At 64.5% G+C, this 25,849-nt stretch carries 16 protein-coding genes; 13 read left to right on the top strand and 3 right to left on the bottom strand.

Annotated elements, in window-relative coordinates:
• The first annotated feature begins 1 nt into the window (after position 1).
• The 7 genes from Q0C17_RS14095 (at position 2) to Q0C17_RS14065 (ending at position 8,813) form a co-directional block, all read left to right on the top strand.
• On the top strand, positions 2 to 1,510 hold the full coding sequence (locus tag Q0C17_RS14095) for a type II and III secretion system protein family protein (RefSeq protein ID WP_291207629.1): 1,509 nt from the start codon (positions 2 to 4) through the stop codon (positions 1,508 to 1,510).
• A gap of 11 nt (positions 1,511 to 1,521) precedes the next feature.
• A complete protein-coding gene (locus Q0C17_RS14090) occupies positions 1,522 to 2,232 on the top strand; it encodes a CpaD family pilus assembly lipoprotein (protein WP_291207627.1) in 711 nt (236 codons plus the stop codon).
• A gap of 34 nt (positions 2,233 to 2,266) precedes the next feature.
• Positions 2,267 to 3,667, top strand: coding sequence for an AAA family ATPase (locus Q0C17_RS14085; RefSeq protein ID WP_291207625.1), 1,401 nt, complete (start codon positions 2,267 to 2,269; stop codon positions 3,665 to 3,667).
• A gap of 27 nt (positions 3,668 to 3,694) precedes the next feature.
• Positions 3,695 to 5,191, top strand: coding sequence for a CpaF family protein (locus tag Q0C17_RS14080; protein ID WP_291207623.1), 1,497 nt, complete (start codon positions 3,695 to 3,697; stop codon positions 5,189 to 5,191).
• The gene (locus tag Q0C17_RS14075; protein WP_291207621.1) at positions 5,191 to 6,228 is read left to right on the top strand and encodes a type II secretion system F family protein; all 1,038 of its coding nucleotides are present in this window, start codon (positions 5,191 to 5,193) and stop codon (positions 6,226 to 6,228) included. Before Q0C17_RS14080 ends, Q0C17_RS14075 begins: the two co-directional genes overlap by 1 nt.
• 12 nt (positions 6,229 to 6,240) lie before the next feature.
• Positions 6,241 to 7,260: a type II secretion system F family protein gene (locus Q0C17_RS14070; RefSeq protein ID WP_291207619.1), complete on the top strand. Its 1,020-nt coding sequence runs from the start codon at positions 6,241 to 6,243 to the stop codon at positions 7,258 to 7,260.
• A gap of 71 nt (positions 7,261 to 7,331) precedes the next feature.
• Positions 7,332 to 8,813 carry an aldehyde dehydrogenase family protein gene (locus tag Q0C17_RS14065; RefSeq protein WP_366914829.1) on the top strand — a complete coding sequence of 494 codons (1,482 nt, stop codon included), beginning with the start codon at positions 7,332 to 7,334 and terminating at the stop codon, positions 8,811 to 8,813.
• Between the two features lie 6 nt (positions 8,814 to 8,819).
• Here Q0C17_RS14065 and Q0C17_RS14060 read toward each other — a convergent pair whose 3' ends face one another.
• Positions 8,820 to 9,710, bottom strand: coding sequence for a tetratricopeptide repeat protein (locus Q0C17_RS14060; RefSeq protein ID WP_291207614.1), 891 nt, complete (start codon positions 9,708 to 9,710; stop codon positions 8,820 to 8,822).
• Between the two features lie 115 nt (positions 9,711 to 9,825).
• Here Q0C17_RS14060 and Q0C17_RS14055 point away from each other — a divergent pair, with 115 nt between their 5' ends.
• Positions 9,826 to 11,190, top strand: coding sequence for a M17 family metallopeptidase (locus Q0C17_RS14055; protein WP_291207611.1), 1,365 nt, complete (start codon positions 9,826 to 9,828; stop codon positions 11,188 to 11,190).
• Between the two features lie 6 nt (positions 11,191 to 11,196).
• Here the strand turns inward: Q0C17_RS14055 and Q0C17_RS14050 are convergent, their stop codons facing one another.
• Positions 11,197 to 11,862, bottom strand: coding sequence for a hypothetical protein (locus Q0C17_RS14050; RefSeq protein WP_291207609.1), 666 nt, complete (start codon positions 11,860 to 11,862; stop codon positions 11,197 to 11,199).
• A gap of 62 nt (positions 11,863 to 11,924) precedes the next feature.
• On the opposite strand from Q0C17_RS14050, the gene Q0C17_RS14045 reads away from it, so the two are divergent.
• The 4 genes from Q0C17_RS14045 to msrA all read left to right on the top strand — a co-directional run bounded on the left by Q0C17_RS14045 (position 11,925) and on the right by msrA (position 20,758).
• Positions 11,925 to 12,785 carry an SDR family oxidoreductase gene (locus Q0C17_RS14045; protein ID WP_291207607.1) on the top strand — a complete coding sequence of 287 codons (861 nt, stop codon included), beginning with the start codon at positions 11,925 to 11,927 and terminating at the stop codon, positions 12,783 to 12,785.
• Between the two features lie 89 nt (positions 12,786 to 12,874).
• Positions 12,875 to 17,866 (top strand): alpha-2-macroglobulin, encoded by a 4,992-nt coding sequence (locus Q0C17_RS14040; RefSeq protein WP_291207605.1) that lies wholly within the window; start codon positions 12,875 to 12,877, stop codon positions 17,864 to 17,866.
• 12 nt (positions 17,867 to 17,878) lie between these two features.
• The gene (gene pbpC / locus Q0C17_RS14035; RefSeq protein ID WP_291207603.1) at positions 17,879 to 19,975 is read left to right on the top strand and encodes a penicillin-binding protein 1C; all 2,097 of its coding nucleotides are present in this window, start codon (positions 17,879 to 17,881) and stop codon (positions 19,973 to 19,975) included.
• A gap of 141 nt (positions 19,976 to 20,116) precedes the next feature.
• Complete coding sequence (gene msrA, locus Q0C17_RS14030) at positions 20,117 to 20,758, top strand: peptide-methionine (S)-S-oxide reductase MsrA (protein WP_291207600.1); 642 nt, start codon at positions 20,117 to 20,119, stop codon at positions 20,756 to 20,758.
• 11 nt (positions 20,759 to 20,769) lie between these two features.
• Here the strand turns inward: msrA and Q0C17_RS14025 are convergent, their stop codons facing one another.
• Entirely contained in the window at positions 20,770 to 22,233 is a 1,464-nt protein-coding gene (locus Q0C17_RS14025) for a glycosyltransferase family 39 protein (protein ID WP_291207597.1), read from the bottom strand.
• A gap of 355 nt (positions 22,234 to 22,588) precedes the next feature.
• On the opposite strand from Q0C17_RS14025, the gene Q0C17_RS14020 reads away from it, so the two are divergent.
• Complete coding sequence (locus tag Q0C17_RS14020) at positions 22,589 to 25,798, top strand: TonB-dependent receptor (protein ID WP_291207594.1); 3,210 nt, start codon at positions 22,589 to 22,591, stop codon at positions 25,796 to 25,798.
• Positions 25,799 to 25,849: the final 51 nt, after the last annotated feature.

Below are 25,849 nucleotides of genomic sequence, written 5' to 3'. Positions count from 1 at the left end.
CATGCGTATCCTGAAAGTTCTCGCCCTTACTGCGATCCTGAACTTCGGGCCGGCGCAGACGCTGCCAGCCCAGACGGTGCCAAACGGTGCCGGAACGGTGATAACATCCGCCGGCGACAGCACGAACTCGCGCAGTGTCACGGTCGGCGTCAACAAGTCGGTGATCATCGAACTGGAAGCGCCGGCCTCCGATGTCGTCATCGCCAATCCGGAAATCGCTGACGCGGTCGTCCAGACGTCGCAGCGGATCATCTTTCGCGGCGTGAAATACGGCCAGACCAGCGCGCTGATCTTCGACCGCGAAGGGCGCACGCTGCTTGACCTTTCGCTGCTTGTCGAAACCGATATGGCGTCGCTGGAGGACACGATCCGCCGGCACGTTCCGGAAGCGCGCGTGAAGCTGGAAAGCCTCAACGGCAGCATCGTGATGACGGGTTCGGTCGACAGCCTCTCCCAGTCCGAAAGTGTTCGCCAGCTTGTGGCTGCCTATTTTCCGGCCGCCGGCGCTGATGATGGCCCGAAGATTGTCAACATGCTGAACATCCTCGCGCCCGATCAGGTGCTGCTGGAAGTGCGCATCGTCGAAATGCAGCGCAACATGGTGAAGCAGCTTGGCATCAACATGTCCGGCATGCCCAGCTGGGGCAATTTCGAATCGGCGCTGCTCAGCCCGCCATTCTCGACTGCTGGCGAGATCACGAGCGCTCTCGGCTTCCCGATTCAGGGGCGTTCGCTGGGCGGCATCGGTGCGGAAGTCGAATATACCAACTATAACGGCAGCACCCTGCAATCGCGTGCCGGCGCCGCCATCAACGCCCTGGAGCGGATCGGGGTCGTCAAGACGCTGGCCGAGCCCAACATGGTGGCCATGTCCGGCGAGAGCGCGAAATTCCTCGCGGGCGGTGAATTCCCTGTCCCTGTTGGCCAGGACAACCAGGGCCGCATCACGGTCGAGTTCAAGCCTTACGGTGTCGGTCTTGGCTTCACGCCGATCGTGCTGTCGGAAGGCCGCATCTCGTTGAAAGTGTCGACCGAAGTGTCAGAGCTGACCTCGCAGGGCGCCTTCCAGGGGCAGCGTCAGACTATTGTCGATGAAGACGGCAACGTTATCAATGTCGAGGGCGTCACGCTGCCCGGCCTCACGGTGCGCCGCGCCGAATCCACGATCGAGCTGCCGTCCGGCGGGTCGATGATGATGGCAGGCCTGATCAGCTCGAAAGATCGCCAGAACCTCGACCAGGTTCCGGGCCTCAAGAAGCTTCCCATCCTTGGTGCGCTGTTCCAGTCGCGCGACTTCATCTCCGAAGAAAGCGAACTGGTGATCATCGTGACGCCTTACCTCGTCAACTCCGCCGGCAAGACCGAGTTGCGTACACCGGCGGACGGCTTTGCCAATGCATCGGACGCCAAGACCATCTTCTTTGGCAAGCTGAATGAAACATACGGGCGCGATGGCGCGCCGGTCAAAGCAGACGAATACAAAGCCCCCGTGGGCTTTCTTGAAGAGTAGGGGACAGATCCATGGCCATTACCTCGAAACCACAACGCACGCTCCTGCTTCTTGGCGCGAGCCTGATGTCGCTTGGCGCCTGTGCAACCCAAGCGCCTACGGCGATCACTTCCGACTACCTCGAAGGTACGGCGCTTAGCCGCAACGAGGTAGGTGTCTCGAAACATACCGAGTTTCTTGAAGTCGCAATTGACCCGTCCGCCAGCGAACTGAATGACGCAGACCGCGCCCGCATCCGGAACTTTGTCGGCAGCTACGCCCAGCGCGGTCACGGCCCCCTGGTCCTGTCGCTTCCCGCTGCCAGCGCCAATCCGCAACTCGCCGTCACGGCAGTGGCTGAGGCCCGCACGATCGCCTGGGAAAAGGGTATTCGCTATGACGAGATCGAAGGCAGCGCGCATGGCGCGGGTGAGGCCTATTCGCAGCCGATGATCCTTGCCTACCAGGCGTACGAGGCCGTGGCTCCGGAATGCCTGTCGAAGGCGTCGCTCGACTTTTCCGATGTCACCTCGAACAACAACCTGCCGACCCTCGGCTGCTCGGTGCGCACCAACCTCGCCGCCATGATCGCGGATCCGGCTGACCTTCTTGGCAACCGGCCGCTGGAAGCTGGAGATGCAGGCCGCCGCGAAGTCATCATGGAAAAGTTCCGCGAGGGTGTACCCACGGCCGCCTCCCGGACGGCGCAGGAATCCGGCGCGGTCTCGCAGGTTGTGAATTAAAGCCGGCGCGTCCGGCAACAGGAGTATGCGTCACATGGGTAAGGAAACGGCACTCTTTGAAGATGACTTCGGCACCGAGTTCGAAGACGTTTTCAATGAAGACGCGTTGACAGGGGCAAACGACACCGCCCTGGAGGACCCCTTCGCGGAGACTTCCGTCCAGCCGGTTCAGCCGGTTTCGGACTTCGCTGCAAAGCCGCTCGCAGCAGCGCCCTTCATGTTCGCACCGCTCGAGACGTCCGGCGGTGATGCGATGCTGCCGGCAATCTCGATCAAGCTCTTCTATGAGCGTGAAGAAACCCGCGCCCAGATGCAGCTTTGCGCGGCGGACCGCCGCATGGGCCGCGCGACTGTCGACTGCATCCCGGGCGGAATCCCGGCGGCGGTTGCCGACCTGCGCGCCAATTCGACCCCGAACCTGCTGATGGTGGAATCTTCCGCTCAGGCCAGCCAGGTCCTGCACGAGATAGATACTTTGGCGGAGCATTGCGACGATCACGTCAAGGTGCTCGTCATCGGCGCGGTCAACGACATCACACTTTATCGCCAGCTCGTCGCCCGCGGCGTATCCGAGTATCTGGTTCCCCCGTTCCAGCCCATCAGCATCATCCGTTCGATCTCGGCGCTGTTCGCAGATCCCGACGCGCCCTTCCTCGGCAAGCAGATCTCCGTGGTCGGCGCCAAGGGCGGGGTAGGGGCCTCGACGATCGCACACAACCTTGCTTGGGCGCTGGCCGAGAACACGCATGTCAACACGACGCTGGTGGACCTTGACCTGTCCTTCGGCACGACGGCGCTCGACTTCAATCAGGACACGCCGCAGACGATCGCCGATGCGCTGCTGGCGCCGGAACGCGCCGACAATGCCGTGATCGAGCGCCTGCTGACGCGGGCCACCGAGCGCCTCTCCCTGTTCACCGCTCCGGCCAACATCAACCAGATCATCGATATTCCGGACGAGTCCTACGCGACCGTTATCGAGAATGTGCGCCGTAACGTGCCCTATATGGTGCTCGATCTGCCGCATGCCTGGAGCCACTGGGTGCGCAATACGCTGATTGCCTCGGACGAAGTGATCATCGTCTGCCAGCCTGATCTCGCCTCGCTGCGCAATGGCAAGAACATGATCGACCAGCTGAAGGGCCACCGCGTCAACGACCACCCGCCGCGCCTCGTTCTGAACATGTGCGGCGTGCCGAAGCGGCCCGAGATTCCTGTGAAGGATTTCGCGGCAGCTATTGGGGTCGAGCCGAACATCATCGTGCCTTTCGAGCCGGAGGTTTTCGGCATGGCGGCCAACAATGGCCAGATGATCTCGGAGACGTCGCCGGCAGCAAAATCCTCGATCGCGATCGACCAGCTGGCCAGCCTGCTGACCGGCCGTGTCATCCAGGTGCAAGAGAAATCACTCATCAAGAAACTTCTGGGCAAGTAAGCCGGGTTCCAGTGAACGGGTAGAAGAATGGCCTTCGGGAAACGCTCAGGTTCTGCCGCCACAACGCTTCCAGGCGCGCCGCCGGCGGCTGCGCCGGCGCCGAAGCCGGCCGCGCCCAATCCGGCTGCAGCGGCCACGCCCGCTGCTCCCAAGGCTGCAGCTGGCCCAGGTGCGGCGCCTGCTGCGCCCGTGAAACTCAAGACGCCTGAATTCAAGCCGGAGCCGGTCCGCAAGGTCAATCAGCACTCGGATCAATACTATGCGACGAAGACGACGATCTTCAACGCGCTGATCGACACGATCGACCTTTCCCAGCTCGCCCAGCTTGATATCGAAAGTGCGCGCGAAGAGATTCGCGACATTGTCGTTGAAATCATCAGTATCAAGAATGTCGTGATGTCGATTTCAGAGCAGGAATACCTGCTCGATGATATCTGCAACGACGTCCTCGGTTATGGGCCACTCGAGCCGCTGCTTGCCCGCGATGATATTGCCGACATCATGGTCAACGGCGCCGACACGACCTATATCGAGGTCAACGGCAAGATCGAGCGCACCAATATCCGCTTCCGCGACAATGCGCAGCTGATGAACATTTGTCAGCGGATCGTGTCGCAGGTCGGCCGCCGCGTCGATGAAAGCTCGCCTATCTGTGACGCGCGTTTGCTGGATGGCTCGCGCGTAAACGTCATTGCGCCGCCGCTCGCCATTGACGGCCCGACGCTCACCATTCGTAAGTTCAAGAAAGACAAGCTGAAACTGCACGATCTTGTCCGCTTTGGCTCGATCAGCGAAGCCGGCGCGGAAGTCCTGCGCATCATCGGCCACAGCCGCTGCAACGTGCTGATCTCGGGCGGTACGGGTTCCGGCAAGACGACGCTTCTCAACTGTCTCACGGGGTTCATCGAGCCCGGTGAGCGCGTCATCACCTGCGAAGACTCCGCCGAACTTCAGCTGCAACAACCGCATGTCGTGCGTCTCGAAACGCGTCCGCCGAACATTGAGGGCTCTGGCGAGATCACGATGCGCGACCTCGTGAAGAACTGTCTGCGTATGCGTCCCGAGCGGATTATCGTGGGCGAGGTGCGCGGACCGGAAGCGTTCGACCTTCTGCAGGCCATGAACACGGGCCATGATGGCTCGATGGGCACGCTGCACGCCAACTCAGCGCGTGAAGCCCTGAGCCGTGTCGAATCCATGATCACGATGGGCGGCTTCTCGCTGCCTGCCAAAACCATCCGGGAAATGATCGTTGGGTCTATCGACGTTGTTGTCCAGGCTTCGCGCCTTCGCGACGGTTCGCGCCGCATCATGGGCATCACGGAAGTTCTCGGTCTCGAAGGTGATACCATCGTTCTGCAGGACATCCTGAAATACGAGATCGACGGCGAAGACGATAACGGCAGGATCATCGGCCGCCACCGCGGCATGGGTATCGGCCGTCCGCGCTTCTGGGAACGAGCTTCCTACTACAACATGGAGCGCGAGCTGGCAGCTGCCCTCGACTCGCTGAACAACGCCTGATGAACAGCACCCTGATCATTATCCTCGTCGCCGCGCTTGCCTTCGTGGCCATCGTGGGCATCGGTTTCACCTTCACCGCGGGGCAGGACGATGCCGCGAAGAAGCGTGCGCGCGAAATCGGGGCAGGGCGCGCGTCGCCGCAGGTCTCCAAGTCGGTCGGCAAGGCGGCGGACGATACCGCCAAGCGCCGCGCCAAGACGCAGGAAATGCTCGATAACCTGCGCAAGCAGGACAAGGAGCGCCGCAAGATTTCCGCTGCTCAGGATATTGCGTCCAAGCTGACCCAGGCGGGGGTTGAGCTCCCGATCCCCATGTTCTGGATCATTTCCGTGATTACAGGCGCAGTTTGTGCCGGCGTGGTCTGGATGTCGGGCGCGGACGGCCTCGTCATCAGCGGCATCAGCTTCAAGAGCCGCCCGATCCTCTGCGCCGCCGCCGGATTTGCCGGCACGTTCGGCTTGCCTCAGTTTGTGCTCAACACGATGATCAAGGGGCGCCACAAGAAGATGGTGAACCAGTTTGCCGACGCGCTGGACGTGATCGTGCGCGGGGTGAAAACCGGCCTTCCGCTCAACGAATGTATCCGTATCATCGCAAAGGAAAGCCCCGAGCCGCTGCGCAAGGAGTTCCTCACCTTTGCCGACAATCTCGCCATGGGTTCGGGCCTAGAGCGCGCGCTTGCCCAACTCTACAAGCGCATGCCGCTGCAGGAAGTGAACTTCTTCGCCATCGTGCTCACCATCCAGTCGAAGGCCGGCGGTAACCTCTCCGAAGCGCTCGGCAACCTGTCGACAGTCATCCGTTCACGCAAGATGATGCGCGAAAAGGTCAAGGCGCTGTCCTCGGAAGCCAAGGCCTCTGCCTTCATTATCGGCTCGTTGCCCTTCGCCGTCGGCGTCATGGTGTTCATGACGACGCCAGACTACATCATGGAACTGTTCCTTACGGAAACCGGCCACGTTATCCTCGCCATGGCGACGGCCATGATGGGCCTCGGCATTACCGTCATGCGCAACATGATCAACTTCGACATGTAAGGGCAGGACGCGATGTACGAAATACTCCTCTCTTTCACGAGGCCCGACACGCTGGCGGCCTATCTTGTCGCCGCCGCCGTATTCGGGACATTCCTGACCTTTGCGTTGCCCTACCTCCAGGGCAACAAGCTGGAGACGCGCCTCAAGTCCGTCGCCACCCAGCGCGAACGCCTGCGCAAGCAGAGCCGCGCCGCGCTCGAGAAAAAAGGCCTGCGCCGCAAGGATGACTCGGTCGTCGGCACCATCTCGTCCAAGCTGAACCTGGCCAAGGCGCTCGAGGATCCGAACGTTGTCAAGCTGATGAACCAGGCCGGCCTTCGCGGACCGGGCCCGATCTCGGCTTTCTATTTTGCGCGGATGATCTTGCCTTTCGTGGGCGCTCTGATTGCCTACCTCTACATCTTCTATGTGAACGACCACGGCTTCAGCACGTTCCTGAAGTATGGCTCACTCGCCTTTGGCGCAGCAGCCGGCTTCTATGCGCCGAACCTCTACATCTCGAACATCGCCCAGAAGCGGCAGAAATCCCTGATGCGCGCGTTTCCGGACTCGCTCGACATGCTGCTGATCTGCGTCGAGGCCGGCATGTCGATCGAAATGGGCTTCAACAAGGTCAGCCAGGAAATCGGCGTGGCGTCGCCGGAGCTGGCAGAGGAGTTCGGCATCACGGTCGCTGAGCTGTCCTATCTCCCGGACCGCCGCCAGGCTTATGAGAACCTTGCCATCCGCACAGGCCATGAAGGTGTGAAAGCCGTCTGTATGGCCCTCGGCCAGGCTGAGCGTTACGGCACGCCGCTGGGCGACGCCTTGCGCCTGATGGCCAAGGAAAACCGTGAGATGCGGATGTCGGACGCCGAGAAAAAGGCAGCCGCGCTCCCGGCCCAGCTGACTGTGCCGATGATCCTGTTCTTCCTGCCGGTATTGTTCCTCGTCGTGCTCGGCCCGGCCTACATCAAATACAACAAGATGCAGGGCAAGAACGAAGCGGCCCCTCAGGTCACCGAACTCCAGGTCGAGCGCGACTACGCGTGAACCCGCGCGCGGGGCTTTCCCCGCGCGCCGGGCCCCGCTAGACCCGGCGCATGAACCTGTTGCCACTTGCCATGTCCACGCTTACCCGTTTCGGCCTCAAGGCGGGAGCCGCTCCGCGCGGTCTCGCCTGCCGCACGCCTCTGACCGGCGAAACGCTCACCCATCTCCCCGTCGACGGCCCGGACGCCGCCCACGCTGCGATTGCTGCAGCCGCGCGCGCCTTCGCCGTCTGGCGCGATGTCCCCGCGCCGCGCCGCGGCGAACTCGTCCGGTTGCTCGGCGAAGAGCTGCGCAGCGCGAAGGATGACCTCGCCACGCTCGTCACGCTGGAAGCCGGCAAGATCCCGGCCGAGGCGATGGGCGAAGTGCAGGAGATGATCGACATCTGCGATTTTGCCGTCGGTCTTTCGCGCCAGCTGCACGGTCTCACGATCGCCTCCGAACGCCCCGGCCACCGGATGATGGAAACCTGGCATCCGGCCGGTGTGACGGCGGTCATCACCGCGTTCAATTTTCCGGTTGCCGTCTGGGCCTGGAACGCGGCGCTGGCGCTTGTCTGCGGCAACCCGGTGATCTGGAAGCCTTCGGAGAAAACCCCGCTCACCGCGCTGGCTGTGATGAAAGTGTTCGAGCAGGCCGCGCGCGCTTTCGGTGACGCGCCGGACGGGCTCGCCGCGTGCCTCATCGGCGGGCCGGACATCGGCGCGGTGCTTGCGGCAGACCCGCGCGTTGCGGTGGTCTCGGCCACCGGCTCCACGCGCATGGGCCGCGCCGTCGCGCCGGTTGTCGCCGCCCGTTTCGGCAAGACCATCCTCGAACTCGGGGGGAACAATGCCGCCATCGTCTGTCCGTCTGCGGATATTGACCTCGCCGTGCGCGCCATTGCCTTCTCGGCGCTCGGCACGGCCGGTCAGCGCTGCACCACGATGCGCCGCCTGTTCGTTCACGCGTCGATCGCCGACCAGCTGATCCCGCGTCTGCGCGCCGCCTGGGCGTCTGCCAAGGTTGGCAATCCTTTGACATCGGGCGTCCTTGTCGGCCCGCTCATCGATGCGGCAGCGGGCGAGGCGATGACCGCCGCCCTCGCAGAAGCGGCCGCCGCCGGAGGCGAAATCACGGGCGGCGAGCCGGTCGATCTCGGTGGCGGCACGTACCGCCGCCCGGCGCTCGTGGTTATGCCCGAGCAGTCCGGCCCCGTCTTGCGGGAAACCTTTGCGCCGATCCTCTATGTGATGCGGTACACCGAGCTTGGTGAAGCCATCACACTCAACAATGCCGTCTCGGCAGGCCTTTCCTCGTCGATCTTCACCACTGACCTGCGTGAGGCCGAGCGGTTCGTGGCAGCCTCCGGTTCAGATTGCGGTATCGCCAATGTGAACATCGGCACTTCGGGCGCCGAGATCGGTGGCGCATTCGGCGGCGAAAAGGAAACCGGTGGCGGGCGCGAGTCCGGATCGGATGCGTGGAAGGGCTACATGCGCCGCGCCACTAACACGATCAATTATTCCAGCGCCCTCCCGCTCGCGCAGGGCATCCGGTTCGACACAGAATAGGTTTGCCTAGTTGCGCTGGCGCAAGGTGCGCTTTGGCGCGTCCTCAGTGACCGGTGCCGTGGGCGCAGCCACGGGCGTCTCGGCATCAGCGACACGCACGGGCTTTGCCGTTTCACTCAGCGCGTCCCAGCTGCGCGGAGGTTTGATCAGGCCGCGCAGGAGCGCCACGTTCTGGTCGACCACCTGGTCCGGCGCCGCAGCTGCGCTGACCAGCTTCATGTCCTCGAACTTGCCCTGCAGGCCAAGCACCAGGGCCAGATTTTCCGTCACCCGGGCCCCGGAATCAGGATTGGCGGCGGCCAGACGCAGTTTTGCTTCGGCGCCCGCAAGGTCGCCCGTAAGAACCAGCGACAGGCCGTAATTGGTCAGCGTCGTGGTGCGCAGCGGCTCCAGTTCCAGGGCTTTCAGGTAGGACGTCTGGGCAAGCCGGTGCTGGCCCTGGCGGTCATAGGTGGTGCCAAGGGCCGCCCAGGTTTCCGAGCGTTCCGGCGCCACTTCTGTTGCGCGCTGGAATACGCGTCCGGCCGTGGGCACGTCTCCAATCGCCATCTGGATTCGGCCCAGAAGCATCAGCAGGTCCGGATTGTCAGGGTGTACGATCAGGGTGCGTGACAGCACATCGATGGCGCGGTCGTGGCTGCCGATCTCGCGCAGCGCCCTTGCAAATTCCAGTGCCACTTCCAGGTCTTCGGCGTTCTTGTTGCTTTCCTTTGCCCAGAAGTTGGCACGCGTCAGCGGATCGGCACGGTTGGCGGCGGCGCGTTCCTCGGGCGAGGCGGGGCGCATCGCCGCCTGCATGGCCAGTTCGGCTTCCTTGTCGGCCTTGGGCGTCGAGGCGCAGGCGCCGGCGGCAAGAGCAAAGGCTATCAAAGCCAGAGACGTTTTGGCACTGGACATCATCGGGCTCCGTGTATGTATCGGCAGCATGAACCGGGATAATGGACGGGCGGGGTCAAGGTTCGGTTAACGCCGCCGCGCCCGTCCTTAACCGGCACTTCTTTCAGGATACCCCATGCACAAGAGCTTCATCGCCAAGCCGAAACACGCGGCCCGCGTCCACCTGTTCACGTCAGCCGGCTTCAAGGCGTTGCAGGACGATCCGTTCCCTTCGGCGCGGGCCATAGCAAGCGCGCAGGACTTTACCGGCGGCGCGGGGCAGGTGGTGCTGGTGCCCGGTGATGACGGAAGTATCCAGTCCGTGTTGTTCGGCCTCGGCGGCGGCAAGGACGCTCTGGCCGTCGCCGCCCTGTCGGCGCGCATGCCGGAAGGCGACTACGAGATCGCGGACGATGGCGGCCAGCCGTTCGAACACATCGCCGCCGCCTGGGCGGACGGAGCGTACCGTTTCGAACGCTACAGGACCACGCGTACGAAGCCGCCCCGCCTCAAGGTGCCCGGCGGCAAGGAAGGCGAGCGCCTGTCCCGCCAAGCCGATGCCGCCGCCCACCTGCGCGACATGGTCAACACGCCCGCCGCCGACATGACGCCGGAAGGCCTGCAGACCGAGATGGCGGCTTTGGCGAACCGCTTCGGCGCCGAGCTGCGCGCGACTGTCGGCGAAGCCCTGCTGCCCGCAGGCTATCCGATGGTGCACGCCGTCGGCCGCGCCGCCGCGGTTGCGCCGCGCTTCCTCGAACTCGAATGGGGCAAGTCCAGCCATCCGAAAATCGCCCTCGTCGGCAAGGGCATCACCTTCGATTCCGGCGGCCTCAACATCAAAGCCGGCGACGGCATGCGCATCATGAAGAAAGACATGGGCGGCGCCGCACATGCCATCGCGCTCGCCGAGCTGATCATGGGCGCTGACCTGCCAGTTCACTTGATGCTCTACGTGTCTGCCGCCGAGAACGCGATTTCCGGCAGCTCCTTCCGCCCCGGAGACATTCTATCCAGCCGCAAGGGACTGACCGTCGAGATCGACAATACCGATGCCGAAGGCCGCCTCGTTCTGGGTGACGCCCTCGCGCGCGCCTGCGAAGGCAATCCGGACCTGATCCTTGATTTCGCGACGCTCACCGGCGCCGCCCGCGTCGCCCTCGGCGCAGATCTCGCGCCGCTCTATACTGATGACGACCAGCTCGCCGCAGACATTCTCGCTGCCTCGGCGCGAACCGGCGACCCGGTCTGGCGCATGCCGCTCTGGGACCCTTACCTCGCAGACCTCAAGAGCCCGGTCGCCGACCTCGTCAATTCCGGCGGCAGCTTCGGCGGCTCGATCACGGCGGCGGTGTTCCTGAAACAGTTCGTGGACGCCAAGAGCTGGGCTCATTTCGACATCTGGGCCTGGCGCAAGGCAAAATATGGCCGGCCTGAGGGCGGCGCGCCGTGCAGCCTGCGCGCAGTCTGGTCGATGCTGGAAACCCGCTACGGCGCCTGAGGGGCGCTACTGCGGAATGCCGTCTTCTTCTGCGATGCGGATCGCTTCGCGGACGCGTCCGCGCACCAGCAGGGTGTCGATGTTCTTGGGGTCGGCCGCCATCGCGTCGTTCACGTCGCGCATTGCCAGGTCATAGGCACGCTTGTTCAGGTGAACTTCGGCACGCAGCTGATGACCGGTCGGATTGCCGGGTGCATTGGCAAGGGCGAAGTCAAGGTCCGACAGAGCCTCGTCCCATTTCTCGGTGATGATGTAGGCGGTTGCCCGGTCCAGTAGCAGGTCGGTCGTGCCCGGGGCGAACTTCAGTCCGTCGGAGAAGGACACGATCGCCGCTTCCGGCGCGCCGGCCTGCAACCAGGCGTGCCCAGCCTGCGAGAGGTAGAGCGCGCGCTGTTCAAGGCTGCCACCATCGGGCGCGGTGGCAAGGGCCTGCAGCCGCTGGGCACCGGTCTCGAGATTTCCGAGCGCGATCAGGGCCAGCGCGGTGCACTGCCGGGCGCCGGGGCGATTGCCTTCGAAGGACCAGGCGAGGCCGTCTTCGTAGGCGTTTTCCGGATCGCTCTCGATCTTCTCGACACAGGCTTCCAGACGGGCCTCCTCGGCCTTGGCCAGTTCTGCACCGGCGGTCTGCATCATCAGGACCGTTCCGGCGGCAAGGGCAATCAGCGACATGGGCAGCAGGCTCCGATCCGTCTATGCAGGCGCTTTAGGCAACGGCGCTCCGGCATTGGCAAATGACTTCCTCGCAATCTCTGCTGTTTGTTTTCGGGCTTGGCTATAGTGCCCTGCAGCTTGCCGCGCAGCTGCGCCCGTCCGGCTGGCAAGTCGCCGGAACCGTGCGTACGGCGGCCAAGGCGGCGGAGCTGAGGGCCGAAGGCATCGCCGCGCAGGTCTGGACCGGAGAGGGGCCGGTTGCCGCGCCGCCGGGCGCGCACTGGCTGGTCACCCTCCCGCCGGGCCGGGACGGCTGCCCCGCCGCACTGGCCGCCGGCGCAGCCGCGCATGCCGCACACTCCGTCACCTATCTTTCCACGACCGGCGTCTACGGCGACCTGAACGGCGGCTGGGCGTTCGAGTGGAGCGCCGTGGCGCCCGCCTCGCCGCGCGCCGAGGCCAGGGTCCTCGCCGAACGCCAGTGGCTCGCCGCCACGGGTGGCTGCGCCCGCCTTGTGCGCCTGCCGGGCATCTACGGACCAGGCCGGTCCCCGTTCGACCGGCTGCGAGACGGCGCCGCCCAGCGCATCATCAAGCCCGGCCAGGTCTTCTCCCGCATTCATGTCGATGACATTGCAGGCGGCCTGCTCGCGCTGCTCAAGCGTCCGGACGCGGCCGGTGTCTTCCATCTTTGCGATGATCTTGCCGCGCCGCCGCAGGATGTTACGGCCCATGCCGCCCAGCTGATCGGTGTGCCCGTGCCACCGGACATTCCTTTCGCCGAAGCGCGCCTCAGCCCGATGGCGGCCAGCTTCTATGCCGAATGCAAGCGTGTTGCGAATGCCCGCGCCAAGGCGGCGCTCGGCTGGCGCCCGCGCTACCCGACCTACCGGGAAGGCCTCGCGGCGATTCTGGCCGCCGAAAGCGCGCCTTCCCCTTGATAATTCTTGCTTCCGCCGGATTCGCGCCCCTATGGCGCCGCCCGGTTCGTGTGTAAGGGTTGAAGAAATACTCGGGAGGAGTTTCGTCAATGTCAGTCATGGTCCAGGGCCGTTGGGGGGCTCTTGGTGCGCTCGTTTCCGCCGCAATGCTCGTACTCGCAGCGTGTGGCGGTTCACAGACGGCGCGTGATCCGGGTCAGGACAGCGACGCATCGGTCCTTGTCGAGCGCTCGCCCGCTGATGAGGCGGCCGCGCGCAAGCGTGAGGAAGCGCGCCAGCGGGCCCGCGAAGCGGCCGAAACCGAGTTCTCCTATTTCCGCTATCGTATCGACACCGACACCGAGCAACCACTCGCCTGCTTCGTTTTCTCCGCCCCGCTTGATCCGAAAACGGATTATTCGCCCTACGTCGAATTCCGCCCGGCCTTCCGCGCCGCGCTGTCCGTCGAGGGCCGCGAGCTTTGCGTTGGCGGCCTTTCCTTCGGCACCACCCGCACCGCCACCATCCTCGCCGGTCTTCCCGCCGCCGATGGCCGTACGCTGAAGCGGGCCGAAACCGTTCCGATCGACTTTGCCGACCGTCCGCCTTTCGTGGGCTTCAAAGGTACCGGCGTGATCCTCCCGCGCGAGAATGCCGACGGCCTCCCGATCGAAACCGTCAACGTCGACCAGGTCCGCGTCACGGTCAGCCGCATCAATGACCGCGCACTCGTCTTCAAGAACATCAATGCCGGCACCACCACCCGTCAGGGCGAATGGTCCTGGATGTGGGGTCCGGATTCGCCGGAAGATGTCGGCGAGGAACTTTTCACCGGCACCATCGATATCGCCAACACGCCCAACGCTCCGGTGATTTCGGTCTTTCCGCTGCAGGATGTCGTCGGCCCGATGAAACCGGGCGCCTATTTCGTCAGCATCACGGATGCCGCCGAGCTTGGCGACAACGAAGGCCCCGCGGCCTCGTCCGGCCGCTGGATCCTGCTCACCGATCTCGCGCTCACCGCCTATCGCGGCGAGAACGGTCTCGATGTCACGTTGCGCTCGCTGAAGGATGGCAAGATCGTCCGCAACGCGACGGTGCAACTGCTGGCGGCAAACAACGCTGTCCTCGCCGAAGCCAAGCCTAACGATCAGGGCCGCGTCACCTTTGATGCGCCGCTGATGAACGGGCAGGGCAACATGGCGCCGCGCCTTGTGCTGGCCACCGCCGCCAATGGCGAACTTGCCGCGCTCGACCTTGCGCGCGCACCGGTCGACCTCTCCGAACAGGAAGTCGGCGGGCGCACGACACCCGGCCCGGTGGACGCCTACGTCTACACCGACCGCGGCATCTATCGCCCGGGCGAAAGCGTTGAACTGACCGCCATGCTGCGCGACCGCGCCGGCCGCCAGGTCACTGGCCGCAATGGCAACCTCGTCATCTACCGCCCCAACGGCCTCATCGCCTCGAAGGTCCGCTTTACCGATCCGAAGTCTGGCGCAGTGCTGTCGCGCTTCGACCTGCCGCGCGGCGCGTCGCGTGGTGAGTGGCGTGCCAGCATCGAGATCGACGGCATCGACTCGCCTGCCGGCGACGTGCGCTTCGCGGTCGAGGATTTTGTGCCCCAACGCATCGCAGTCGACGTCAAGGCCGACGAGACCCGTCCGCTGAAAGCCGGCGGCGTGCGGGATGTCCAGATCGATGCACGCTTTCTCTATGGCGCGCCGGGTGCAGGCTTGACGGTGAAAGCTGAAGCCCGACTCGAAGCCGACCCGGCCCCCTTCAAGGCCTTCGAAGGCTTCATCTATGGCCGCCACGACCAGACTTTCGAGGAGCAGATCCTTGAGTTCGACGATACGACCACGGATGGATCGGGCAAGGCGCTGATCCGCCTGTCGCCCGGCACGGCCGGGTCGAATTCCGGCCTGCCTCTGCGACTCAATACGGTTGTCAGTGTGCTGGAGCCCGGCGGCCGCGCCGTGGCCGAGAGCATTCGCGTCCCTTACCGCCCCGAAGCGCTCTATGTCGGCGTCAAGCCGTCCTTCGAGTCGAGCGTTGAAGAAGGCGGCGAAGCGAAGTTCCAGGTCGTGGCAGTGAATGCCGACGGCAAGGCCGTGGCCCAGCGCCTCAACTGGAAAGTCCTCGCCATCGACTATCACTATGACTGGTACCGCGACGGCGAACAGTGGACCTGGCGCCGCTCGCGCACGGTCACCAAGGTCAACGAAGGCGTGCTCAATACGCCTGCCGGTGGTGTCGGCGAAATCAAGGCGCCCGGCCTCGAGTGGGGCAGCCATGAACTCGTGATCGAGGGGCAGGGCGCGTCTGCGAGCGCCGGCGCCAGTACCAGCTTCTATGTCGGCTGGGGCGGCTGGACCAGCGAAGACGGCACCGAAGCGCCGGACCGCGTGAAGGTTGTTGCGGCTGAGAAGTCGCCCAAGGCGGGCCAGAACGCCGAGCTGACGATCGTGCCGCCCTATGACGGCCAGGCTCAGGTGGTTGTCGCCACCGACAAGGTGCTCAGTGTCCAGAACATTCCGGTCTTTGCCAAAGGCACCCGGATCACCCTGCCGGTTACGGCCGAGTGGGGCGAGGGCGCCTATGTCATGGTCACGGTCTATTCGGGCCGCGATCCGCTCCTGAATGCCAAGCCGCGCCGCGCCGTGGGTGTCGCCCACGTCCCGGTCGACATGGCGTCCCGCACGTTCAACGTGACGCTCACCGCGCCGGATGTCGCCCGTCCCAAGACGGATCAGACCGTCGACGTGCGCATTGAAGGCGGCCCGAAAGAGCCCGTCTACCTGACGCTCGCTGCTGTCGATGAAGGCATCCTTCAACTGACGAAGTTCAAGTCACCAGATCCTGTGGCCCACTATTTCGGGCGCAAGGCGCTCGGTGTCGAACTGCATGACGATTATGGCCGCCTGCTCGATCCGAACATGGGCCTGCCGTCCGAAGTGCGCGTCGGCGGTGACCAGCTCGGCGGCGAGGGCCTGACCGTCGTGCCGACCAAGTCGGTCGTCATCTTCTCGGGCCTCGTCGAAGTGAAGAATGGCCGTGCGAAAATCCCGCTCGCCCTGCCGGAGTTCAACGGCGAGCTGCGTCTGATGGCGGTCGCCTGGTCGAAAACCGGCCTCGGCAAGGCGGACAAAAAGATGAAGGTGCGCGACAGGGCGCCTTCGGATCTCGTCATGCCGCGCTTCCTTGCCCCTGGCGACGAAGCTGTCATCACGGCGTCTGTGGACAACGTCGAACTCGCCGCCGGCCAGTTCATCGCCAAGGTCACGGGCGGCCAGCAGGTGAGCGTGCCTCAAACCCAGCTTGCCCGCACGCTTGCCAAAAGCCAGCGTGTGGACCTGCCGGTGCGTATCGCGGCGAAAGGTGAAGGCATCTCGCCACTGCGTCTTGAAGTTACCGGGCCGGAAAAATACTCCGTGGTCCGTAGCTACGAGATCCAGACCCGCTCACCCTATCTGCCGGAAGCCCGCTCTACGTCGCAGCTGATGCGGCCGGGAGAGACTTTCTCGGTCAGCCGAGACCTGTTGAAAGGCTATGTGCCGGGCTCGGCCGACGTGGCCGTTGGCTTCTCACCGATCCCGCTCGACCCTGCGACGCTGTATGCTTCGCTCGACCGCTACCCGTATGGCTGCACCGAGCAGATTACCAGCCGTGCCGTCCCGCTCCTCTATTCCGAAGAGCTGGTGGCGATGGGCGCCAAGGGCGCGCGCGAGAATGCGCGTGACAAGGTGCAGGTCGCCGTCAACACTGTCCTCAACCGTCAGGGTGCGGATGGTGCCTTCGGCCTGTGGCGTGAAGGCGATGGCTATGCCACGCCCTGGCTCGGCGCCTACGCGACCGACTTCATCTACCGCGCAAAGCAGGCCGGCTATTCGGTGCCCGACGAGGCACTCACGCGGGCCTATGGTGCGCTGCGTACCATCACCTCGGGCGATGCCTGGCGGGTCTATGGCTACGACACGGAAGTCTATGAGGGACAGTATTCCACTGATACCCAGCAACAGATGATGTACCGCTCTTCGGCCTACGCACTCTATGTGCTGGCCAAGGCAGGACAGGCGGACATCTCCCGCCTGCGCTACCTGCATGACCGCGAACTGGAGAACATCGCCAGTCCGCTCGCCCGCGCGCATATCGGGGCAGGCCTTGCCTATCTCGGCGACCGGGCGCGTGCCGCCTCGGCCTTCAAGTCAGCAGAAAGCAAGCTCGGCTATCGCAATGACGGCGACTATTATCAGACGCCGCTGCGCGACCTTGCCGCCATGCTCGCCCTCGCCGCGGAAGCCGAGCTTCCGCAAGTCGTCGAGCGCCTTGCCACCAAGCTTGGCAAGGACGTGCCGGATGCCTCCAGCCTGACCACGCAGGAGAAGTCCTACATGCTGCAGGCCGTCAACGCCCTCACAAAGGGCCAGGCAGCCATGCAGGTCGGCGTCACCGGTCTCGGCAACGGCAATGACAATCAGCGCCAGTACATGCTGACCGAAGCGCAGGCCGCCAACGGCGTCAGCTTCAAGCTGAACACCAAGGCGCCGGTCTTCCGCACCGTGCTCGTCACCGGTGCACCCTCCGCGCCGCCGCCGGCCGTGTCGTCGAAGCTCACCGCGTCCAAGCAGTTCTACACGCTGCAGGGCTCGCCGGTGAAACTCGACCAGGTCCGCCAGGGCGACAAGTTCGTCGTCGCCCTCACGGTCAACACGGAGGAGCGCCGCCTCAACCCCGTGATCGTGGCAGACCTGTTGCCGGCCGGCTTCGAGATCGAGACCGTGCTGCGTCCGGCCGATGCCCGCGTCGTCGAGTATGACTGGTCGACCGGACAGGACCGTGTGCGGGCAGGGGCCTTCGATTTCCTCGGTGAAATCGCGCAGGCCCAGTCCTCGCAGGCGCAGGATGATCGCTACGTCGCGGCCATCAACGTCTTTGATCAGCCCGTCACGCTTGCCTATGTCGTGCGCGCCGTCACGCCGGGATCGTTTGCGATGCCGGGTGTCGTGGCCGAGGACATGTACCGTCCGGAAGTCTTCGGACGCTCGGCGCCGGGCCGCGTGACGATCCTCGCCGCCCAGGGCGCAGCCGGCGGCAAGTAGGGAGAAGGCAACGTGTACGGGGCCGCGTTAAGGGCCAGGCTGAAAGGCATCACCTGGCCGAAGCGTCTCCTCGCCGGGCTCGTCGTCCTCGTGGCGTCGGTCCTCGCGCTTGACCTCCTGTTCCCGCCGCCGCTCAGCCGGGCGCACATCAATTCCGTGCTGGTCACTGACCGGCACGGAAAGCCGCTCCGGGCCTTCGCCGCTCCGGATGGCCGCTGGCGCTTTGCGGTCAGGCTGGACGACATAGACCCCGCCTTCATCGAGGCGCTCATCCGCGTCGAGGACAAGCGCTTCCGCGCGCACCACGGCACCGACTGGGTCGGCATCGTCCGCGCCGCCGTCGACAGCGCCGCGGCGGGCCGCGTCGTCTCCGGTGGCTCCACCATCACCATGCAGACTGCCCGCATGCTGGAGCCCCGCCCGCGCAATATCGGCTCCAAGTTGGTGGAAATCTGGCGCGCCAACCAGCTGGAACGCCGCTTCACCAAGGACGAGATCCTCGAACTCTACCTGACGCTCACGCCCTATGGCGGCAACCTTGAAGGCGTGCGCGCGGCCAGCTGGAGTTATTTCGGCCATGAGGCGGACCGTCTGTCCTCGGACGAAATCGCGCTTCTGATCGCGCTGCCTCAGTCTCCCGAAGTGCGCCGCCCGGACCGGCGCCCCGGGCAGGCGAAGAAAGCGCGCGACTGGGTTGCGCTGAAGCTCGCGGGCTACGGCGTCTTCCCGGCAGGCGAAGCCGAGGAAGTCGCGGCGTTGCCCGTTCCTCCGAGACGTCTCGACTTCCCGGACCGGGCCTGGCACGGCGCCGACGCCGCCCTCGCCAATGGCCCGCGCGAGGATGTCCGCTCGACGCTGGACGCGGGACTGCAGGCCGAACTGGAACGTATCGCGCTGACCCGCGCCGAGGCGGAAGGCACGGACGTCCAGCTCTCTGCCCTCGTGGTCCATATCCCGACGCGCGCCGTGCGCGCCCTCGTCGGCTCTGCCTCGCGCGGGCGTGCCGGCGGATGGATCGACCTCACCAACCGCGCTCGCTCGCCCGGCTCCACCCTGAAACCCTTCATCTATGCGCTTGCCTTCGATGACGGCATCGCCTCGGCCGACACGCGCGTCGAGGACCTGCCGCGCCAGTTCGCTGGCTACAGGCCGGAAAACTTCGACCGCATGTTTCGCGGCGATGTGCGCATCTCCGACGCGCTTCAGCATTCGCTGAACATCCCGGCCGTGCTCATGCTGGACCGCGTTGGCGCAGAGCGCTTCTCCGCCCAGCTTGCCATGGCCGGCGCTCGTCCGCGCTATAGCGGCGATGCGGGTCACAGCGCCGGCCTCGCCCTTGCGCTTGGCGGCGCTGGTCTCACCGCGCGCGAACTCGCCGTCCTCTACGCCGCGCTCGGCGATGGCGGCGTGGCCAAGCCGCTCGTCTGGCGCGTCGAGGAAGAACGCGCGAGCTATGAGGATCCGGGCCGCCGCCTGATGAGCCCGGAAAGCGCCGCCGAAATCATCCGTATCCTGCAGGGTTCGCCCGCGCCTGCCGGCCGCATGCCGGGCCGCCTCACGCGTGATGCGCCGCAGGTCGCTTTCAAGACCGGCACCTCCTACGGCTTCCGCGACGCCTGGGCAGCGGCCGTGTCCGGCGAGCATGTGCTCATCGTCTGGATCGGCCGGGCCGACGGCGCCCCGCGCACCGGCGTCACCGGCCGCGACATCGCGCTGCCCGTCCTCTTCGAGATGGCCGACCGCGTGTCCCACCACTTGCGTGATGACGGAGAATCCCGCGCCCGTCTGACCACCGAGCCGTTGAAGAAAGCGCGCGGCGCACAGCGCAACCTGTCCGCGAACCGCCCGCCGGAAATTCTCTTTCCGCCTGAAGGCGCTGAACTCTGGGCCGGCCCCGTCAATGGTCAGCCAGGCCGTCCCTTCGTCCTCGCCGGGCGGGGACAAGGCGCACTGAGCTGGTTTGTCGATGGGACGCCTACGGAGCTTGACGATGCCGGCTCGCCCATCTGGCAGCCCCGTCAACCCGGTTTCTACCAGGTGACCGCCGTCGACGATCAAGGCCGCGCAACGCGCGTGAGAGTCCGGGTACTGACTGAAAATCCGGCATAAACGTGCGCATTTTGGTCACAACGGCGTGACAAATAGGCAATATTTGCCTGTTCGGTCTTCTTTCAGACAGACTCGGCATCTATCTGGCGGCTCAGCAGCGTATTCCCGTCTGCCAAGCGCCGAGAAGAGTTACGAGTTCCCATGCAGCGTCCCGCCCTCGTCATCGCCCTCACTGCAGGGACCGTAGCCTCCGGCCTGGCTTTCTTTTCCAGCGCCGGAGCAGAAGACCGCCGCCTGGTAGATCCGCCGGCCCGCGTGGCCACGGCGGTGTTTGCCGGCGGCTGCTTCTGGTGCGTGGAAGCCGACTTCGACAAGGTGGACGGCGTTGTCGAAACCGTCTCCGGTTATACCGGCGGAACGCTCGAGAACCCCAGCTACCGGAAAGTCACGCAAGGCGGTACCGGACACTATGAGGCTGTGAAAGTCACTTACGATCCGTCCAAGGTTTCGTATGACGAACTCGCCAGCCACTTCGTCCGCCACATCGACCCTACCGATGACAAGGGCCAGTTCTGCGACAAGGGCGACAGCTACCGTTCGGCCATCTTCGTCTCGGGGCAGGCTGAACGCGATGTCGCGCAGGCCGCTCTCGATGGCGCCGCCGAAACCCTGGGCCAGGGCGTCGTCACCAAAGTCCTTCCGGCGGCCACCTTCTGGCCGGCCGAGGACTACCACCAGGATTACTACATCCGCAGCGCCGTAAAGTACGGCTATTATCGCAAGGCCTGTGGCCGCGACGCCCGCATTCAGGAACTCTGGGGCAAGGCGCCCAAGGGTTCCTAAGCTGCTGCCGCTTAGTCCTTCGCCGGGCAGGGCGGCTCAGGAAACTCTTCCCGGCCCTCGTACACTGACGCCCGGTTCGCTGTCCGCTTTGGCGGCGCGAAGCCTGTCGCCACATACAGCTGGAACACCCGCGTGATCGGGCAGCCATTGCTGCGGCGGCCCAGGTCGATCCGGATCTGGCCTGCAGGCTCGAAGGTCACGAAATCATCCCGCAGCATCGGCCGCAGGCGGGGATGAATCGAGGCGACCAGTACCCTGTCATCCTTGCCATTTTCCAGCACTGCGCGCTCTGCAAAGCTTTTCGGGCCCGCATAGCGCCGCCAGGAAATCAGCGGCACGGTCCGGTCCTGCCCGTAATAGTCCAGCCCGTGCCAGGCCTCGCGCTCGTCCACGAGCACCGCGGTTGCTCCCAGCCGTTCTGCCTCGGCAAACAGCTGCGCCGCGGAGGCATCCCATCCCCGGGTCCGCTTCAGCGCATTGTCGATGCCGATGTCGTGCGTCACCGAAGCGGGCAGCGCCGGCACCGTCAGGAAGATGGCTGCGATCAGCGCGTTCACACCAAGGCTGCTCCACAGCACGCCCTTTCGGCCGGCAAACCATGCCGCCACGAGCAGGCTCGCGCCCGGATAGGCCGTTGCCGCCCAGTTCGCATGGGCCCGGCTCAGCACGGCCTGGCCGAGAATAAAGATCAGCACCGGCAGGACGAAACACAGCAGCCACCGCACCGCCCCGCCTTCGCCCTCCGGCGTCTCGCGCCATCCCGCGAAGCCTGCCAGCAGGGCCAGAAAACTTAACGGACCAAACACGCCCAACTGGTCGACGAAAAAAGTTCCCGCATTTTCAGGGTTGAAGAGTTCCCCGCCGAGGTTCGCATTGTCCACCGTGTGGCCAACGGTCTGGAATTCATTGGCCGCGTTCCAGGCAAAGTGCGGCGCGATGATCAGCGCCGTCACCGCCAGGGCCAGCGCCCCGCCTTTCGACAGAAGGGCGCGCCGCATCGGCGCATCCAGCACCGCCGTCAGCACCAGCCCGATCAGGAAGTAGAGCATCGCGTATTTTGAAAGGATGCCCAGCCCCATCACGATGCCGAGCCCGGCAGCAGTCACGAGGCCCGCGCCGCCGCGCAGCCGCCAGGCCAGCCACAGCGCCGCGCACCAGAAGGGCATCAGCACGCCGTCGGTCGACAGCACGCTGGACGACAGCGTCACCGCCGGCATCAGCGCGTAGAGGAGTGCGGCGTAAGCACCTGTCTTTGCTGAAAACATTGCCCGCCCGGCGAGGAAGAGGAAGCCTGCGGCGGCAGTATGCAGGAAGGGCGCAGCGATCCGCACGGCGGCTTCTGAATCGCCGAAAATGGCGGTCGCCCCGTGGATCACCCAGGCGATCATCGGCGGCTTGGAATAATAGCCCCAGGCCAGCTCCTGCGCCCAGCGCCAGTACTGGGCCTCGTCCGCATACAGATTAAGGGGCGACACGAGAATCGCCCCTGTCCGCAACAGCAGCAGGAGCATCAGCACGCCCAGCACCAGCCGGGATTCAGGGCTTCTGGGGAGGGAAATGGCCGGGCGCATCATCGATTCGGGTTGAACGCGCTCCTTATGGCGGGCGGCCGCGCACAAATACAGCTCAGTTTGCGGCTTAAACAGGCAGACACTGCTTACAGGCGTGTCATTTTTGCATCGCAACGAAAAAACAACACCCTGTTTGGGCGGTGCAGCAGAACCTTCAATTGTCTGTCACTTAACTGTCATGTAGCGGGGCTAAGGCCGAGCGGAAACCGGGACGGCACAAGGGCGCTCCGGTAGGGTCTATAACTTCGGGGAAGACACCATGATCAAGAATTTCTTTGCACGCAGCGCGTCCATCGCCGCCATCGCGGCGCTCGCGCCGGTCGCAGCGGTTTACGCACAAGTTACCACGTCTGACGCCCGCGGCGTCGTGACCGACTCCGCCGGCCAGCCGGTCGCAGGCGCCACGGTTACGATCGTCCATGAGCCCACCGGCACCGTCACCACGGCCACGACCGGCCTGAACGGCGCCTACTCCAGCCAGAACCTCCGCATCGGCGGCCCGTTCAGCTTCACCGTTTCGGGTGAAGGCGTCACCGCCAGCCGCGTCGAGAACGTCTACACCGGCCTCGGCGAAACCTCGGTCGTCAACATCGTGACCGCTGCTGCCGACGCAACCGCGCGCCTCGACACCGTTGTCGTGACCGGCGCCGCCGTCGTCGCCAACGTCGCCACCGGCCCGTCGTCGTCCTACGGTCTCGACACCCTCGAGAACATCCCCGCCATCTCGCGCGACCTGAAGGACGCCCTGCGCCTCGACCCGCGCGTCTACATCGATGACGGCTTCAACGACTCGATCTCGTGCGCCGGCGCCAACCCGCGCTTCAACTCACTGACCGTTGATGGCGCCCGCCTCTCGGACAGCTTCGGCCTGAACTCCAACGGCTACCCGACCGAAAGCATCCCCTTCGGCTACGACTCGATCCAGCAGGTTTCCGTTGAACTGGCCCCGTTCGACGTCGAGTACGGCCTGTTCACTGCCTGTAACGTCAACGCCGTCACCAAGTCCGGCACCAACGAGTTCCATGGCGGGGCGTTCTACGACTACACCAGCAACGACCTGCGCGGCGATTCTATCAATGGCACCAAGATCCCGATCGGTGACTTCGAGGACGAGCGCTACGGCTTCAATGTCGGCGGCCCGATCATCCCGAACACCCTGTTCTTCTTTGGCTCTTACGAGAAGAACGACGCCGTAAACCTGTTCGACAACTCGCCGCAGCGCGCCAGCATCGATCCGGCTGTCTACCAGCAGGTCATCGACATTGCCGTAAACCAGTACGGCTACGTCTCGGGCGGCTTGCCGACTTCGATCCCGGTTGAAGACGAGAAGATCTTCGCCAAGCTCGACTGGAACATCAACGACCAGCACCGTGCAGCCGCTTCTTACACCTTCAACGAATCCTTCAACTTCAACCCGTCCGACTCCAGCACGACGGAAGTCGCCGACGGCAACCACTTCTACAAGCGCGGTGGCAAGCTCGAGAACTACTCGGTCTCGCTGAACTCCGACTGGACGGAGAACTTCAACACCGAGCTGCGCTGGACCCGCGTTGAATTCGACGCTGTCCAGGACCCTGTGTCCGGTGAAGATGGCTGGGGCGAAGTGCAGGTGATCGTGCCGCGTGTCGGCAGCTCGGGCACCTCGACCATCTACCTCGGCGCAGACGACAGCCGTCACGCCAACGACCTGATCTACACCTCGGACGTCTACAAGGCGAAAGCCAACTGGACGATCGGCGACCACCTCGTCACCTTCGGCGGAGAGCGCGAAGAACTCGAAGTGTTCAACAAGTTCATTCAGGAAGTGCAGGGCGAGTGGGTGTTCAGCACCGTCGCCGATTTTGCAGCCGGAAACTTCAACGACTTCCGCTATGAGAACGCCGCACGCACCAACAACGAAGACGATGGTGCCGCCACGTTCGGCTACGAAATCAATACCGCCTACCTGCAGGACAAGTGGCAGGTTACCCCGGACCTGCAGGTCACGGCCGGCCTTCGCTACGACTACTACACCTCGGACTCCAAGCCGTCGTTCAACCCGACCTTCCTCGCCAACTACGGCATTCGCAACGACGCCACGATGGATGGCCGCGACCTGCTTCAGCCGCGCCTTGGCCTGAAATACGACTTTTCGGACGACATCCGCTTCCATGGCGGCCTTGGCCTCTACTCCGGCGGCAACCCGAACGTCTGGCTCTCGAACAACTACTCCAACAATGGCGTAACCCTGTTCGAATGCCGCGAGCGCCCCGGCGCCGCTTCGACGACCGACTGCTTGCCCGCGCTCGGCGGCACGGTGTCGAACGTCAGCGAGTACATTTATGGCGGCGGTTCGGGCCGTCCGTTCTTCGATGTGCCGGATCAGGCCATTGCAGCTGTCGGCGCAGCCAACGGCGGCGGTCCGGTCAACGCGCTCGACCCCGATTTCGAAATCCCGTCGGAATGGAAAGCGGCCTTCGGCACCGTCATTGACTTCGGTTCGCCGGAAGCCTGGTACGGCGATGACTGGCGCCTGATGCTCGACTTCCTCGTCTCCAAGACGAACGAAGCCGCCTATATCCTGCCGATTTCGTGGGTCCCCGCGACCACCGGCGTTGGCCCGCGCGCTGCTGATGGCCGCCCGCGTTTTGCTGGCAACACCAACGACTTCCTGCTCACCAATGCGGAAGAAAAAGGCTGGGCCCGCACGGTTTCCGTCGGCCTGTCGAAAGACTATAACAACGGCATCGACTGGGCTGCTGGCTATGCCTTCACCCAGGCGGAAGACGCCAACCCGATGACCTCGTCGGTGGCCTTCTCGAACTTCTCGAACTTCCAGACCTTCGATCCGACCAATCCTGAACTGGCGACCAGTGACTACGTGATCCCGCACCGGTTCACGTTCAACCTGAACGTCCGCAAGGAGTTCGTCGAGAACTACGCTTCGAAGTTCTCGCTGTTCGCCACCGCAAACGAGGGCGCGCCCTACAGCTACACGATCGGCTCGAACAGCGCCTTCACGCCGTTCACCAACAGCCGCCGCGAGCTGGCCTACATTCCGACCGGCATCACCGATCCGGTCATCGCGCCCACGTCGAGCCCCGGCGCGGTTGCCGCTCTTGTTGACTTCATCAACGGCAACAGCAGCCTTCGCGATGCCGCCGGTAGCATCATCGACCGTAACTCCGAGTCCGATCCGTGGCGCACCCGCTTCGATATCCGCATCGCCCAGGAGCTGCCTGGCTTGATGGGGGATCATCGCACCGAGGCGTTCATGGTTATCCGTAACGTCGGCAACCTGCTGAACGACGAGTGGGGCGTGATGAAAGAGCACGGCTTCCCGGGCAACGCCGAACTCTACGGCATCAGCGGCCTCGATGCGCAGGGCCGCCTCGTGATCACCTCGTTCAACCCGACGGTTGACCGTGCGCAGCCGATCAACTCGGCCTCGCTCTGGCAGATCCGGCTTGGCGTGAAGTACAAGTTCTAAGCTGTATTCCGGCCTACGGACACTATATGAGGGGCGGCCTTGCGGGGCCGC

The sequence above is a fragment of the Hyphomonas sp. genome (genome assembly GCF_022844445.1).
Lineage (GTDB): Bacteria > Pseudomonadota > Alphaproteobacteria > Caulobacterales > Hyphomonadaceae > Hyphomonas.
Note: the sequence above shows the minus strand (reverse complement) of the source record. Positions and strands in the feature narration are given on the sequence as shown.

What these genes read in the sequence shown, in the direction of transcription:
- Q0C17_RS14090 (WP_291207627.1), top strand. Translation starts at nt 1,522, where the DNA reads ATGGCCATTACCTCGAAACCACAACGCACGCTCCTGCTTCTTGGCGCG.
- Q0C17_RS14065 (WP_366914829.1), top strand. Translation starts at nt 7,332, where the DNA reads ATGTCCACGCTTACCCGTTTCGGCCTCAAGGCGGGAGCCGCTCCGCGC.
- Q0C17_RS14040 (WP_291207605.1), top strand. Translation starts at nt 12,875, where the DNA reads ATGTCAGTCATGGTCCAGGGCCGTTGGGGGGCTCTTGGTGCGCTCGTT.
- msrA (WP_291207600.1), top strand. Translation starts at nt 20,117, where the DNA reads ATGCAGCGTCCCGCCCTCGTCATCGCCCTCACTGCAGGGACCGTAGCC.
- Q0C17_RS14050 (WP_291207609.1), bottom strand. Translation starts at nt 11,862, where the DNA reads ATGTCGCTGATTGCCCTTGCCGCCGGAACGGTCCTGATGATGCAGACC.
- Q0C17_RS14045 (WP_291207607.1), top strand. Translation starts at nt 11,925, where the DNA reads ATGACTTCCTCGCAATCTCTGCTGTTTGTTTTCGGGCTTGGCTATAGT.
- Q0C17_RS14095 (WP_291207629.1), top strand. Translation starts at nt 2, where the DNA reads ATGCGTATCCTGAAAGTTCTCGCCCTTACTGCGATCCTGAACTTCGGG.
- Q0C17_RS14055 (WP_291207611.1), top strand. Translation starts at nt 9,826, where the DNA reads ATGCACAAGAGCTTCATCGCCAAGCCGAAACACGCGGCCCGCGTCCAC.
- Q0C17_RS14080 (WP_291207623.1), top strand. Translation starts at nt 3,695, where the DNA reads ATGGCCTTCGGGAAACGCTCAGGTTCTGCCGCCACAACGCTTCCAGGC.
- Q0C17_RS14075 (WP_291207621.1), top strand. Translation starts at nt 5,191, where the DNA reads ATGAACAGCACCCTGATCATTATCCTCGTCGCCGCGCTTGCCTTCGTG.
- Q0C17_RS14060 (WP_291207614.1), bottom strand. Translation starts at nt 9,710, where the DNA reads ATGTCCAGTGCCAAAACGTCTCTGGCTTTGATAGCCTTTGCTCTTGCC.
- Q0C17_RS14070 (WP_291207619.1), top strand. Translation starts at nt 6,241, where the DNA reads ATGTACGAAATACTCCTCTCTTTCACGAGGCCCGACACGCTGGCGGCC.
- Q0C17_RS14020 (WP_291207594.1), top strand. Translation starts at nt 22,589, where the DNA reads ATGATCAAGAATTTCTTTGCACGCAGCGCGTCCATCGCCGCCATCGCG.
- Q0C17_RS14085 (WP_291207625.1), top strand. Translation starts at nt 2,267, where the DNA reads ATGGGTAAGGAAACGGCACTCTTTGAAGATGACTTCGGCACCGAGTTC.